The following is a 13,234-nucleotide window of genomic DNA, read 5'->3' on the forward strand; positions in this document are numbered from 1 at the left end:
TCCCATGCGCCTTCTGCCGGGGGACGGGCAGTCACAAGACCTTTCGATGCCCGATCTGCTCGGGAGCAGGGGCGGTCGCCGCCATTTCCGGACCGACTCGGACTTGCGTCGATTGCAATGGGAAAGCCTTCGAGCCGAGCAGCGGCTTGCCTTGCCTGACCTGCCGAGGTCGTGGGATCGTGCCCGAATAATCCACCCTTGGCCAGATTCAACGACCCGAGACCATGGAGACCTGGACGATGATCCCGCCCCGAACGATGCGCGACCTGACTTCCTCGCTGGTCGGTTCTTCTTTCCGGAGAGTTTATCGCGATGGTCGGGTCGTGTTCGCCCGAAGGATCCGGACCCTCGGCAGCCTGCCCATTCCCGCCCGAGACTCCCGACGCTCCTGACCCAGACGGGGTCAAATGCGACCCCTCACGGATTCCCCATCAAGGACTCGACGATGTCGATTACTGCGTCACGATCTCCGGCCCATTCCGTCCACAGCGCCACCCTGGCCGATGTCCTGGAGCGCGTCCTGGACAAGGGCCTGGTGATCGCCGGCGACATCAAGATCAAGCTCGTCGACATCGAGCTCCTGACCATCCAGATCCGCCTGGTGGTCGCCTCCGTCGACAAGGCCCGCGAGATGGGGATGGACTGGTGGACCAATAACGCCGACTTCCAGCCCGCCCTGATGGCACCCGCCGATCAGGCAGAACTCGTCACCCTTCGAGAAAGGGTCGCCCGCCTCGAGTCGAATGCGGCCGCCTCGCATTCCATCGCCTGAGCCTAAGTCGAAAACGAACCCCCATCACCAGCTTTTGGCACAATTTTCAATTATTTGATCATAACTTTCATTATCGGACGTCGCGAACCGGAGCCGGATCGTGCCGCCCACTTCATGCGTCGCCGGCACGCTCGGCACGCTCGACCTCGGCGTGGTCCTCCTCCGACCACCCGCACCCGCACTCCTCGCCCACCCGAGGCTGGACCAGCGTGGCCCGCAATCCCTCCATCTCAAGCTTGACCCGCCCGATCCGCTCGGCGTGGCCGGCGTAGAGGTCCGGGTACTCGCCGAGATAGCGGTCGATTTCGGCGAGAGCATCTCGCAGGATATCACTGATCATCGGGCCGTCTCCGTGCGGGGCGATCGTCGTCGGGTTCTCCGAGGCCCGATCGGCATTCTAGCACGCCGCCGGTCCGGGCCGCCGCCTTCGTCCCGAGGCTGGTAGCACCACGGCGAGAGCCGCCGGGCGAACTCGTGGGAAGGGTCGCCAGGTAAGCCTCACTGTCACCCCGGCTTCCCATCTTCATGGGAACTAAAAAACCACTTATTTTCAAGGGTTTCGATGGTTCTGGCGCTTGCGGTCGGCCTCACCGCGAGGTATATTCCGACCCGTCGAAAGGATTCGACACGGCCGATGCGGAAGGATCCGCCAAAGGCCAGCGGAAGGATCCGCACCCCTCAGGCCGACGGATCGGCCCCGCCCTCATCGCCCGATCGATCAACCCGAGTTCCCCGCCAGGCCCCCAAGGATGGGGCAGCGATCGCGTTACGCCCGGATGGATTCGGGCAGCGCCCTCACAGCCCAGCGGGGATCACAGCGACTTCGAGGCCCCGCCCGAACGATGCCGTTCGGCGGGGTCTTTTCCTGCGCCCAGACTGGCCCGGCCTCGGTGCACCTGTCCGCGCCGCTCACAGTCCAGCCAATGCGCCCTGCGGCTCAAGAACCCTCACGCATCGTCCGAACTTGCGTCGCGAGGGCCAGCATCGTCCCTTGAAAGGAAGGGTTGTTTTGCTCATGATGAGGCCGCCTTAAGGAGATGGGGGGGCCGGGTCGCCTGCCGAGATGCACGCCCGACCGTCAATCGAGGGCTTTCAGGATGGTTGAAGCTGAGGCGTCGATGACCTCGAAGGCGCTGGTGATCGGCGACGTGATGCTGGATCGCTATCTTGAGGGGCAGATTCATCGGATCTCGCCGGAGGCCCCGGTACCGGTCGTCTCGCTCGACCGGGAATATACCCGTCCCGGCGGTGCGGGCAATGTGGCCGCGTCGCTGGCCGGCCTGGGATGCCGGGTCACGCTGGCGGCGATCGCCGGCATGGACGCCGACGCCGAGGGGCTCCGCCAGGCTTTGGCCGACGCCTCGGTCGGGGAGGTCGTGCTTGTCGGCCGCGAAGGGCTCCGGACGATCAGCAAGACGCGGATCCTGGCGGGTGGCCACCAGCAGCTGATGAGGCTGGATCGCGAGGGAAGTTCCGCCGGCTATCGTCGAGCCTCGGCCGAACTCGAAGAGCAGATCCTGCCAAGGATCGCCGATCACGACGTTGTCGTCCTCTCCGACTACGACAAGGGGACGATTACCGAATCCCTGGCCCAGCGGGTCATCCGGGCCTGCCGGGAACAGGGCGTGCCCTGTCTGGTGGACCCCAAGAAGGATGACTTTCGGGTTTACGCCGGCGCGACCCTTCTCTCTCCCAACCTCCTCGAGGCCGGTCGAGGACTGGGACGCGCCCTCGTCGGCGACCTGGAGATCGCCAAAGCCGCCGAAGAAGCACGCACGGCCCTGGGCCTGGATTACATGTTAATTACCCGGGGGGCTGACGGGATGACCCTGGCCTCCAGCGGCGGTGCGAGCCATTTCGCGGCCGAGGTCCGCGAGGTCGCCGACGTTACCGGGGCTGGAGATACCGTGATCGCCGTGATGGCGGCCTGCCTGGGCGAGTCGAGGTCGGCCGAAGAGGCTTGCCGGCTGGCCAGCATCGCCGCCGGGATCGCCGTCGGTCACAGCGGCTGTTACATCGTCCGGGCGGCTGAGTTGGCCGGGGCGATCCGGGGCCGATCTCCCAAGATCCGGGACGTGGAGACCGCGCGTCGATGGTCGGCCGAACAGAGGCGGGCCGGACGCCGGGTGGTCTTCACCAACGGTTGCTTCGACATCCTCCACGCCGGCCACCTCGCCGGCCTGGAGCAGGCGCGGCGTCAGGGCGACCTGCTGGTTGTCGGGCTCAACTCCGACGCCTCCGTCCGTGAGATCAAGGGGCCAAGTCGGCCGGTCCAGGCCGAGGCGCATCGCGCCTCGCTCCTGGCCGGACTGGCCTGCGTCGACGCCGTGGTGGTTTTTGAAGACCCGACGCCCGAGGCCCTGATCCGGGAAATCGAGCCCGATGTCCTGGTCAAGGGCTCGGATTACGAGGGAAAGGAGATTGCAGGAGCCGACTTCGTCCGTTCCCGGGGAGGTCGAGTGGTGACCATCCCCCTGGTCCCGGGGCTGAGCACCACCGGCATCCTGGCGGCGTTCCAGTCGGGCGGCGATTAATGCTCGCTTTCGGAATCTCTCCTCACCGATCAGCGGCTTATTGGCACGCATGATTCCAAGATCAGCATCCAAGCGAGTCCGGACTTGTAGAGGCCCGTTCTCAAACTTACAATTTCTGGACTTTTGTAGTAGACGCGGTTCCATCCTAATCTTTCACCTCAGCCTCCCGAATTTTCGCGATTTCGACCGCTCAACCCGGATCTGCACCTTCCCGCAATGAATTACCCTCTCGGTCGGATGACGGCACGGGAGAGCCCCGTGGTCATTTTGGAAAACGTGCGCTAGACCGTCACGACTTTGAACGCCCGCGAGTTATCCTACGATTACCGATCTCATGAAAGTGCCTTCGATTTCTCGTAAATCTCTGATCTTGCTCGTACCTCACGAGTCGATTCGGATCGAAGCGACGAAGGCGGACCTCGACCATTTCGGAGTCATGGCTAACCAAGCCGATGTGCAGATCACCTCGCTTCAAGTTGGTCTTCCGGCTGGTTCGCACCATCCCGAAAACAGTCAGGGTAACCCTCCATCCAGATGTCGAGCGGGCCACATCCGGCGTAGGAGCGACGCTTGGCACATCGTCCGATTTTCACCGCTCGACATGGCTCGCCAGATCGACGCCCAGATCGCATCCAATGGGGAAAGTGGCCCCAGGCCGGTTCGATGATCCGATCGCCCTGGCCTGACGAAGTTCGAGCCGAATGCATGGAGATCGAGCCGTGACGCTGAAGATCGGCTGCGAAACGTGTCCTAGGGTCGGGCCGGTGCCGGAAGGCATCCACCGTCCGTACTGGTCGGTAATGATTCCCGCCTATAATCCCTCATCGTTGCTGGAGAAGGCACTCCAGTCTGTTCTGGATCAGGATCCTGGTCCGGAGGAGATGCAGATTGCCGTGGTCGACGATCATTCTCCCAGTGGAGAGGCTGAGCGGATCGTCAATCGGGTCGCTCCCGGCCGGGTCGAATTCCACCGACAGCCGGCTAATGTCGGCTTGGCCGGCAACTGGAACGGCAGCATCGAGCGGGCCCGGGGGCGTTGGGTGCATCTTCTCCACCAGGACGATCACGTCCTTCCCGGATTTTACGAACGCTTGAAACAGGCCGGCTATGGTGGCTCGAAGGCCGGTGCGGCCTTCTGCCGCCATTACATGAGCGACGCCGAAGGAAACTGGGAGCATCTCTCAAATTTGGAGCAGCCCGATCCAGGTGTTTTGGATGGCTGGCTCGGGAGGATCTCCCGGATGCAACTCATCCAGTGCGCATCGATCGTTGTTCGCCGGGAAGTCTATGAGCTGGTCGGAGGATATCGTGCGGACCTTAGCCTGGCTCTGGACTGGGAAATGTGGGTTAGGATCGCGACTTGCTTCCCGGTCTGGTACGAACCTGAGATCTTGGCTCGCTGGCTCGTTCATCGCGGGAACGAGTCCTCCCGCCTGGAAGAAGCCGGCGACGACATCCCCGACGTCTTCCGGGCAATCGAGGTCATCGAGGGCCACCTGCCCGCCGAATTGAAGGCCTCGGCCGGCGATTTGCTCCTAAAGTCATACCGCGATCGGGAAATCGTCGCGACATACCGGCTATTCAATGAGGGAAATTATCGATCCGGGATGGTCCGGTTCGGGATGGCCTGCCGATGCGACCCAACCTTGAAGTTCAGCCCGATTAACTTCCGGTTTCGGAAGTGGGCCGCGAAGCTGTGGCTGAAATCGCTCTTCACCGGTACGAAGTCGGGGTCCCTGACCGACGCCATCAATCGGATCGATTCTTGATACTTGAACTCGCCGGCGCGAGCGGACCGGGCATCTGATTACGACAATCGATATCGATCACACTATTAGTCAATTAGTGAAACCACAGCACATGGACCGAAACCTTTGCCGATTTGCCGAACGTTCGGTACCCCTCAAGAAGTACGATCCAGAGATGCTAGGGGCGTGAGTAGCAATGGAACAGTAAACCGGCTTAAGGGTCTCAGTGAGCCAGTTTGCCGGGTTTCTGACGCCATTGACCCGCCCGACTGGGCTGATGCCGTCGTAACCGGTGCCAAATAGGGTCTCGGCGAAACTTGTTCGGTCGGGCACGGCGAAAGCCGCTATTTCCGAGGCCAGAGGCGGATGACAGGAAGGGTTTACCCTATCTGTCGCCCAGGGGTTCGGAAGGCTTAAGCCGGTTTACTGTTCCATTGCTACTCACGCCCCTGCTAGAGGCTGTTGCCTCGGTCTGGGAGGAAGTCCAGGACCTCACCATCTCGATCACGGTTCTATCCTTATGACCGAACGCTCATTGAGAATCCTGGTCGCGACGCCGGAACTACCTCGGCCAGACATGTCCGCAGGTGACCTCAGGCTTTTCCGAGTCTTGACCCTCCTGGCAAATCGGCACTCGGTAGACTTGCACGTGACGGTCCCGATCGGAGAATCCGACTTCGATCGGCAGGTGGAAGCCTTCCGGCAAATCGGAGTCCGGCTCGTCGGCGCGGTCCCCGGTGGATCGCTCGAAAGGGTCTCGATTCGTCGTCGATATCACATCGGGCTCTTCGAGTTCTGGGAATATGCCGAGTGGGCCGCCGGAGTCTTCCGAGAACGGCAACCCTGGGCTCGTGTGATCATCGACACAGTCGATATTCATTTCCTTCGCGAAGAGGCCGGACTAGCCCACGGTTTCTCAGACGCGGCGGGCGTCGAGGCCAGGAAACTCAGGGAATTGGCAACCTATCGCCAGGCTGATGCGATAATTGCGATCACTCCTGAGGATCGAAAATCCCTGGAATTTCTGGATGGCATGCCCCGCCAATACATGGTCCCGATTATCGTCCCGAGCCGGCCCCGTGACGATCGGCCCCGAGGCCGTGAGGCCTTGTTCATCGGGGGATTCCGTCATGCGCCGAACGTCGATGGAATTCTCTGGTTCGTCGGCGAGGTCTGGCCGGAGGTCCGCCGGGCCCTGCCCGACGCGACTCTGACGGTGGTGGGTAGTCATGCTCCGGTCGAGGTGAAGGACCTGGGTCAGGTTGGCGGTGTTCAAGTGGTGGGACATGTGCCCGAGACGGCCCCTTACCTGGACAATGCCGCCTTATCGGTAGCCCCCCTCCGTTATGGAGCCGGGATGAAGGGGAAGGTGACCGAGGCGATGGCCTCCGGCATGGCCGTCGTCACCACGACCGTGGGGGCTCAAGGCCTGGGAGCCGTGTCCGGCCAGCATCTCGCGATCGCCGACGACGCCGGCGAGTTCGCCCGACAAGTCGTCGGATTGCTAGGAGATCCGAATCGTGCCCGAGAGATGGGACAGGCCGCCAGGGAACTCGTGGGATCGATCTGCTCGCCCCAGGCGGCTGGAGAACGGCTGGAGGAAATGCTGGCAGAGGTCGTGGTCCATGGATTATCGCCGATCCCGCCGCCGGAGTGGCTGGCTCGGTCGGTCCTGGACCGGATCCGCCAGATGGGACGTGCCATGCTCCCCAAGGGCGCCCGTAGGATGACCGTGCGTCAATGATCCTGAGCGGGCACGCGACGGCATTCTTCAACGCTTGACGACATAATTCATCAGGCCTCGTGTCCGGACTCAGCCTGATTTGACGACATCGTCTTGGTTATGTCACAATTACCGACTTGAGTGGTGGGTGAGAGACCAATTCGGCCTCCAGAAATCCGGGGAGATCGCCCGGTCAATGGCATCTTCGGGCCGAGGATGCAGAGCCATGCGAACCGACATTCTCGCGGGCTCCTCATCGATCGGGCTGGAGCCGGAGGGCTCGGATTATCCTGACCGATCGGTCGTCGTCCGGATCGTCCAACGCGGGGACGAGTCGTCTCCCCTGAAATTTTGGAGGGGTGCTGCCGAATGGGTCGGGCTCTAGTGACCAACGTCGATGGCGCGAATGGGGAAGGTTGACCATGAGCCCTAATCCCAGAGTCACGGTGATCATCCCGAACTACAGGCATGCACGCTACCTGCCCCGCCGGTTGGAGAGCGTCGTGGGCCAGTCGTTCCGCGACATCGAGGTCCTGTTCCTGGATGATGCATCGCCCGACGATAGTAGGGCGGTCTTCGAGTCGCACCCGGCGTCGTCGGACCCCCGTGTTCGGCCGATCTACAACGAACAGAACAGCGGCAGTCCGTTCAAGCAATGGAATCGGGGCCTGCGTGAGGCCAGGGGCGAATACATCTGGATTGCTGAATCAGACGACGCCGCCGACGAGACGATGCTGGCCGAGTTGGTGGCCCGGCTTGACGCCAACCCGAATGTTGGCCTGGCCTATTGCCAGTCCTGGATCGTCGGCCCGGACGACGAGATCAAGTCATCGTACACCGTGCTGACCGACTCCCTGGATCGAGAGCACTGGAAGAGCGACTTCATCAGCGGAGGCCTCGACGAATGCCGCCGATACCTCGCCTTCCAGAACACGATCCCTAACGCGAGCGCCGTGCTTCTTCGCCGCGAGGTGGTTGATCGGGTTGGCCCGGCCCCGGAAGAATTCCGCCTCTCTGGCGATTGGGTGATGTGGGCGAGGATGATGATGGCGGCGGATGTGGCGTTCGTGGCACGGCCCCTGAATTATCACCGGGTTCACCCCGAGACGGTCCGGCATTCTTCCGAGCGGGAAGGACAGCACCTGAACGAGGCGTTCCGGGCACAGACCGAGATCGCCCGAGCGGTCGGACTGCCTCGGGTCCACCGCGTCAGGCTGGCCAAGGCGATGGCATGGACCTGGCTGATGGCACGACGCAACCGGGATAAGGGTCCTAGATTCACCTTGGAGAGGGACTTCAGGATGATGCGGACGATTGCTGCGATGCACTGGCAGTCGATGCCGGTCGTCGCCGGTGGTCTGGGCCTGGAAGTCCTCGAAAGGCTGGGGCTTCGTGAGAGGCTCCGGAAGCTGAAGAGGGCCATCGTCCCCCCGCCGCGATTGACTGGAAAGGGCTCCGCCCCGAGTTCTCCCGAGACCTATCCCACCTCGCTCCTCGGAAACCCTTCCCTTGCCAACCCCCATGACGAATGAGGATCAATCGGCGATCGCGGGGGGCCCACTCTCTGTGGCCTTCGTCTGCCCGGGTTGGCCTCCGAACGCATTTGCCAACGGCATCATCCCTTACGTCGCTTTCGTTGCCAATCAGATGCGTACCGATGGCCATTCGGTGGCGATCCTGGCGCAGGCGATCCGGGGTGAGGTTGATGATGTCGATGTCCGCGATGCGACCCCCTTCGGACGACGACGGGGCCTCGCGTCCCGCACCGTCGACTCCCTGACCTACCGGGCCGCGCCCGCACTGGCGGTCAGGCGAGCCGCAGTCCGAGCCCTGGCCGAGCAATGTCGATCCCTGATCCGGACTCGAGGCCTCCAACTCGTCGAGGTGGAAGAATCACTCGGCTGGTCGCGATGGCTCCAGCGAGCACTCCCAATCCCGGTTGTGGTTCGGATCCACGGTCCCTGGTTCGTCAACGGGCCGCTCAGGGGCGCGGTCGAGGACGAGGTTTTTCGTCGCCGGGTCCGGGACGAAGGCCGGGCCCTCGCCGAGGCCCGTGCGATCACCTCACCGTCTCTCGATATCCTGGAGCGCACCCGGGCTTATTATCAGATGGCGATGGAGGAGACCGAGGTCATCCCCAACCCAGCCTCGATCGTCCCGGTTGCCGACCGCTGGACCCCCGAGGGTTGCGATCCCGAGACGATCGTCTTCGTGGGCCGGTTCGATCGCCACAAGGGGGGCGACCTGGTGATCGACGCCTTCGCCGAGGTGGCTCGAAATCGGCCCTCGGCCCGGCTTCGCTTCGCCGGAGCGGATGCCGGAATCTTCGTCGACGATGACGGGCAACCCCGATCGATCACCCAGCATATCGCCCTCCGATTCCCCGACGGGGCGTCGGCCGATCGCGTCGAATGGCTAGGGGGTCAACCCGGGTCGGCCATCCCGGGGCTTCGCCGGAAAGGCGCCGTGGTGGTGGTCGGCTCGCGTTACGATAACTTCCCGAATACCGTCCTGGAAGCGATGGCGATGGGGTGCCCGCTGGTCGCACCGCAAATCGGCGGGATCCCCGAGATGATCGAGGACGGCGTCAACGGCCTGCTCTATCGGGTCGCAGATGCCCGTGATATGGCTTCGAAGATTTCCCGGCTCCTGGAAGATCGTCCCCTGGCCGCCCGGCTGGGACATCAGGCCAGCCTGGACGCCGAGCGACGGTACGATCCGAGGATCATAGCCCGACGGACCGAGGACTTCTTCCGGAGCGTGATCGGCAGCTCGGAACGGACCGGCGAGAAAGGCCGACCTCGATGAATATCCTGGCCATTGTGTCGCTCTTCGCATGGCTCCCGGCCGTTATCTTCCTGTTCGCGCAAATGCCCCCTCGACGGGCCGTTGTGACGGCCTTCATCGTGGCCTGGCTGCTTCTCCCCAACATCGGGTGGAAGTTCAGCGGGATCCCCGATTACACCAAGATGTCAGCCACGATCGCAGGCGTGTTGATCGGCGTGGTGGCCTTCGACTCACCGAGGCTCATGGCCCTGCGCTTCCGCTGGTACGACATCCCGATGATCATCAATTGCCTCTGCCCGATGGCCGGGTCGCTGTCACTGGGCCTCGGGGCCTACGAAGGGACATCGGGGATCCTGGACCAGATGATCCGATGGGGGCTGCCCTACTTCATCGGGCGGATGTACTTCTCGGATCTGGACGGCCTTCGCCAGCTCGCGATGGGCATCATTATCGGCGGGCTGGCCTACGTGCCCCCGTGTCTGCTGGAGATCCGACTGAGCCCGGTCCTGGAGACCTGGGTTTACGGGATCGTCCACTGGGAACCGATTCGTTACGGGGGCTATCGACCGAAGGTCTTCCTGAGCTCAGGCCTCGAGCTGGGGATGTGGATGACTTGTGCCTGCCTGCTGTCGGTGCAGCTCTGGGCCGCCAAGACGATCCGGACCCTCTGGGGATATCCTTTCGGATATATAACGGTGGGGTTGCTGGTGACCACGTTTTTTTGCAAGTCGACCGGCGCGATAGCACTCCTGATCATGGGTCTGGGAACCCTCTGGATGGCCAAGCGGTTCAAGTCCTCCTTGCCCGTCTTGCTCCTGCTCGCGGTAGCACCATTCTACACCGGCACCAGGATCGCGGGCCTCTGGTCGGGACGCGAGGTCCTGGATGTGGCCAAGCTGTTCGGCGAGGATCGCGCGCAATCGCTCGAATTTCGGATGCAGAATGAGGATATCCTGATCGAGCATGCCCTGGAGCACACGGTTTTCGGAGGCGGCCGCGAGAAGGGGGCCATGGTCTTCGATTCGAGAGGCAAGGTGAAGTCGATCTGTGACGGCTATTGGATCATCATCTTCGGCCATTTCGGGCTGGTTGGACTCGTCTCCCTGCTGACGATGGTGTTGCTCCCGGTCCTACTGCTAATCCGACGCCATCCGGTTTCGACCTGGTCCCAGCCTGAAGTGGCGCCTGCGGCGACCTTCGCCATAATGCTCGTGTTGATCATGATCGACGAGGTCAGCAATGGAATGCTCAACCCGATATATTCGTTGATCATGGGAGGCCTCGCGGGTCTCCCGGCAGGCGTTCGGCGCGGCCCCCTTCAGGAAGCCGAGGACATCCTGGCCGACGCGTTCACGACGGTCGAAGACGGGCAGCAGGCCGAGGCCGATTTCCTCCTTCGCCGCGCGATCGAACTGATCGCCGGGGACGACAGTCCTGAGGGTCTTCGGATCAGGGTGGATGCCCTCGAAGGGCTCGGGGCGATCCTGCTCGCCGGCGGCGAACACGACGAGGCGGAAAGAGTCCTCGGCGAGGCTGTGGGGCTCCGCGAAACCATGGCCGGGGCGATTCCTGGGACCGATCGGATCCAGGATCTGGCCCTGACCCGTGGGCAATTCGCCCGATCCCTGGCCCTCTCCGGTCGATTCGATGAGGCGATCGTCGAGCGCAGAAGGGCCCTGGACCTCTGGGATCGGCTGGCAGCTCGCGCTCCCGGTGATCTCGAGATCCGAGGCCGACGTGCCGATGCCCTGAACGATCTGGCCTGGCTGATGGCCGCCGAACCCGGGGCGACAACGAGCGATCCTGGGCTATCGGTCCGATTCGCCGAGGAGGCGGTCCGGCTCGCTCCGAACCTAGGGACCTGCTGGAATACGCTGGGAGTCGCCCGTTACCGAGCTGGCGACTGGCTCGGTACGGTGGAAGCCCTGGAGCGGTCCGTCGAGCTTGGACCGCCGGGCGGCACGGCGTTCGACCACTACTTCCTGGCCATGGCGTTGAATCGCCTCGGCGAGTCGAGTCGGTCGGAAAGGAGTTTCGAGCGAGCCGTCGCCTGGACCGATCATCATCTGCCGGGGCACCCTGCACTGGCCCGCTTCCACGAGGAGGCTGCTGGCTTGATGGGACGACTGGGTCGCAGTCCCACCGAGGCCGTTTGAGCTAATCCGAGGGAGAAATTGTGGGCTTAACCTTCCGTCCTCACTGAATGTGAGACCGAGGCGAGCGTCCATCATCATCCCTTGGGGTTCAACCGCCTATGTCGCTCCGATGTGCGGGGAGCCAGCTCCTCCAGACCGTTCCCAGTCCCCTGCTAACCGGAGCCGCGACGGCGTCGCTGTCGATGTGGGTCCGCGTCAATTCCGGTTCTGCCATTACCCACCCGGCGGGGATTTCCCTGTTCGAAGGCGGCGGAAGTCTGTCGATCGGGCTCTCGGCCGCGAATGATCTTCGGGTCGCCTGGTCGGCCAAAACGAGCGAGGCCGACGTTGCCTCGACCTGGAGGCAGCCACTCCTACCAGGGGTCAATTATCACCTTGTGGTGACCTGGCAATCCGGGGTCCAGCGATATTATCTCAACGGGGTATTAGTCATAGGAGTTACGCGGTCATGTCAGGTTGTACATCGGATTGGCGATATATGCACGCACCGCTCCTCGGATGATCCGGGCCTTCGCCTCGTACCAACTGACCCCCGTGGTGTAGAAATGGTGCTCCAGCCGCAGGAACGCCCGGATCGACAGCCCGATGTGATTCCGCTGCGCCCGCGCCGCCCGGACCTGGGCACGCTCCACCCCGCAGCACTGCTTCAGGCCCCGGTGATAGTTCTCGATCGCCCAGCATCGCTCGGCGTGGGCCAGCCGGGTCAATTCGCCCATCGCCAGGTCGTTGGTCGCCCAGTATTCAACGTCTCCGCCTTGGGAGACCACCTTGAAGACGCGGATCGACCCGAACCCCTCCAGATGAACGATGGTCCCCTCGGGGGCGATCGCCAGTCCTGCGACGGCACGGTAGCCCTGGCGGTCGAGGTCCACCTTGCGGTTGACCTTCAGCTGGGTCAGGAACGTCCAGCCGCAGGCCCGGACCGCCTTGAGGTTCCCCAGGCTCGAATACCAGCTATCGAACGCCACGCACTGCGGCTCGAAGCCGCGGGCCTTGGCCTGGCGGAGCATCGCCAGGAAGTGGTCGTTCTTGGTCAGGCCGTCCTTGGCCTTGTCGTAGACCCGGTAGTCGCAGGGCACGACGGTATCGCCATCGGTCCAGGCCGTGGTGATCAGGTTGATGCCACGGACGACCCGCTTATGCTTGCCCGACCAGTGCCGGCTGACCAGCTCGATCTTCTCGGCGTGGAACTTGTCGAGGGTCGAGTCATCGAGGACCAGCATCCCGCCCTCCTTGCGGACCATGGGCCGGGCCTCTTCCCAGAGCGTGGACGGGTCGGGTTCGATCCGATGGAGCAGACGGGTGAAGGCATCGTGGGCCGGAGCGTCGGGCGACTCGGGTTGCACAGCGGCGGCCTCCGTGCAGCAGAACGCCTTCGGGGAGGCGATGAGGAAATCGATGTAGTCGGTGTCGTGACACTTGGGGTTCGGGGCGTACATGCGATCCATCATGGACGTCCGAACCGATTGGCGCAATATGGACGCCCGATCACTGCCGCGTAACTCCTAAGTCAA

The 13,234-nt window shown here is 63.1% G+C and carries 10 protein-coding genes and 1 pseudogene; 9 read left to right on the forward strand and 2 right to left on the reverse strand.

All coding sequences use genetic code 11. The features are described from left to right. Positions 1–239: 239 nt before the first annotated feature. Positions 240–392, forward strand: coding sequence for a hypothetical protein (locus tag P12x_RS29995; RefSeq protein WP_435011770.1), 153 nt, complete (start codon positions 240–242; stop codon positions 390–392). A gap of 53 nt (positions 393–445) precedes the next feature. Next, complete coding sequence (gene gvpJ, locus P12x_RS30000; RefSeq protein WP_435011771.1) at positions 446–772, forward strand: gas vesicle protein GvpJ; 327 nt, start codon at positions 446–448, stop codon at positions 770–772. A 112-nt stretch (positions 773–884) separates the two neighbouring features. Here gvpJ and P12x_RS30005 read toward each other — a convergent pair whose 3' ends face one another. Then, the gene (locus P12x_RS30005; protein WP_435011772.1) at positions 885–1,112 is read right to left on the reverse strand and encodes a hypothetical protein; all 228 of its coding nucleotides are present in this window, start codon (positions 1,110–1,112) and stop codon (positions 885–887) included. A gap of 757 nt (positions 1,113–1,869) precedes the next feature. Here P12x_RS30005 and rfaE2 point away from each other — a divergent pair. The 7 genes and pseudogenes from rfaE2 to P12x_RS30040 form a co-directional block, all read left to right on the forward strand. After that, on the forward strand, positions 1,870–3,306 hold the full coding sequence (rfaE2, locus tag P12x_RS30010) for a D-glycero-beta-D-manno-heptose 1-phosphate adenylyltransferase (RefSeq protein ID WP_435011773.1): 1,437 nt from the start codon (positions 1,870–1,872) through the stop codon (positions 3,304–3,306). A gap of 701 nt (positions 3,307–4,007) precedes the next feature. Then, positions 4,008–5,075, forward strand: a complete 1,068-nt coding sequence (locus P12x_RS30015) for a glycosyltransferase family 2 protein (RefSeq protein WP_435011774.1) — start codon at positions 4,008–4,010, stop codon at positions 5,073–5,075. Between the two features lie 556 nt (positions 5,076–5,631). Continuing rightward, entirely contained in the window at positions 5,632–6,798 is a 1,167-nt protein-coding gene (locus P12x_RS30020; protein ID WP_435011775.1) for a glycosyltransferase, read from the forward strand. Positions 6,799–7,199: 401 nt separating this feature from the next. Next, the gene (locus tag P12x_RS30025) at positions 7,200–8,309 is read left to right on the forward strand and encodes a glycosyltransferase family 2 protein (protein ID WP_435011776.1); all 1,110 of its coding nucleotides are present in this window, start codon (positions 7,200–7,202) and stop codon (positions 8,307–8,309) included. Beyond that, positions 8,299–9,585 (forward strand): glycosyltransferase family 4 protein, encoded by a 1,287-nt coding sequence (locus P12x_RS30030; RefSeq protein WP_435011906.1) that lies wholly within the window; start codon positions 8,299–8,301, stop codon positions 9,583–9,585. Before P12x_RS30025 ends, P12x_RS30030 begins: the two co-directional genes overlap by 11 nt. Continuing rightward, complete coding sequence (locus P12x_RS30035; RefSeq protein ID WP_435011777.1) at positions 9,582–11,720, forward strand: tetratricopeptide repeat protein; 2,139 nt, start codon at positions 9,582–9,584, stop codon at positions 11,718–11,720. The genes P12x_RS30030 and P12x_RS30035 overlap by 4 nt, the downstream gene beginning before the upstream one ends. 98 nt (positions 11,721–11,818) lie before the next feature. Then, positions 11,819–12,151 (forward strand): annotated as a pseudogene (locus tag P12x_RS30040) (LamG-like jellyroll fold domain-containing protein); the annotation flags it as partial. 15 nt (positions 12,152–12,166) lie between these two features. On the opposite strand, the gene P12x_RS30045 reads toward P12x_RS30040, so the two are convergent. After that, complete coding sequence (locus P12x_RS30045) at positions 12,167–13,171, reverse strand: IS701 family transposase (protein ID WP_435005193.1); 1,005 nt, start codon at positions 13,169–13,171, stop codon at positions 12,167–12,169. Positions 13,172–13,234: the final 63 nt, after the last annotated feature.

The organism is Tundrisphaera lichenicola (assembly GCF_051175385.1).
Lineage (GTDB): Bacteria > Planctomycetota > Planctomycetia > Isosphaerales > Isosphaeraceae > Tundrisphaera > Tundrisphaera lichenicola.

What these genes read in the sequence shown, in the direction of transcription:
- P12x_RS29995 (WP_435011770.1), top strand. Translation starts at nt 240, where the DNA reads ATGATCCCGCCCCGAACGATGCGCGACCTGACTTCCTCGCTGGTCGGT.
- P12x_RS30005 (WP_435011772.1), bottom strand. Translation starts at nt 1,112, where the DNA reads ATGATCAGTGATATCCTGCGAGATGCTCTCGCCGAAATCGACCGCTAT.
- gvpJ (WP_435011771.1), top strand. Translation starts at nt 446, where the DNA reads ATGTCGATTACTGCGTCACGATCTCCGGCCCATTCCGTCCACAGCGCC.
- P12x_RS30045 (WP_435005193.1), bottom strand. Translation starts at nt 13,171, where the DNA reads ATGATGGATCGCATGTACGCCCCGAACCCCAAGTGTCACGACACCGAC.
- P12x_RS30015 (WP_435011774.1), top strand. Translation starts at nt 4,008, where the DNA reads ATGCATGGAGATCGAGCCGTGACGCTGAAGATCGGCTGCGAAACGTGT.
- P12x_RS30025 (WP_435011776.1), top strand. Translation starts at nt 7,200, where the DNA reads ATGAGCCCTAATCCCAGAGTCACGGTGATCATCCCGAACTACAGGCAT.
- P12x_RS30035 (WP_435011777.1), top strand. Translation starts at nt 9,582, where the DNA reads ATGAATATCCTGGCCATTGTGTCGCTCTTCGCATGGCTCCCGGCCGTT.
- P12x_RS30020 (WP_435011775.1), top strand. Translation starts at nt 5,632, where the DNA reads ATGTCCGCAGGTGACCTCAGGCTTTTCCGAGTCTTGACCCTCCTGGCA.
- rfaE2 (WP_435011773.1), top strand. Translation starts at nt 1,870, where the DNA reads ATGGTTGAAGCTGAGGCGTCGATGACCTCGAAGGCGCTGGTGATCGGC.
- P12x_RS30030 (WP_435011906.1), top strand. Translation starts at nt 8,299, where the DNA reads ATGACGAATGAGGATCAATCGGCGATCGCGGGGGGCCCACTCTCTGTG.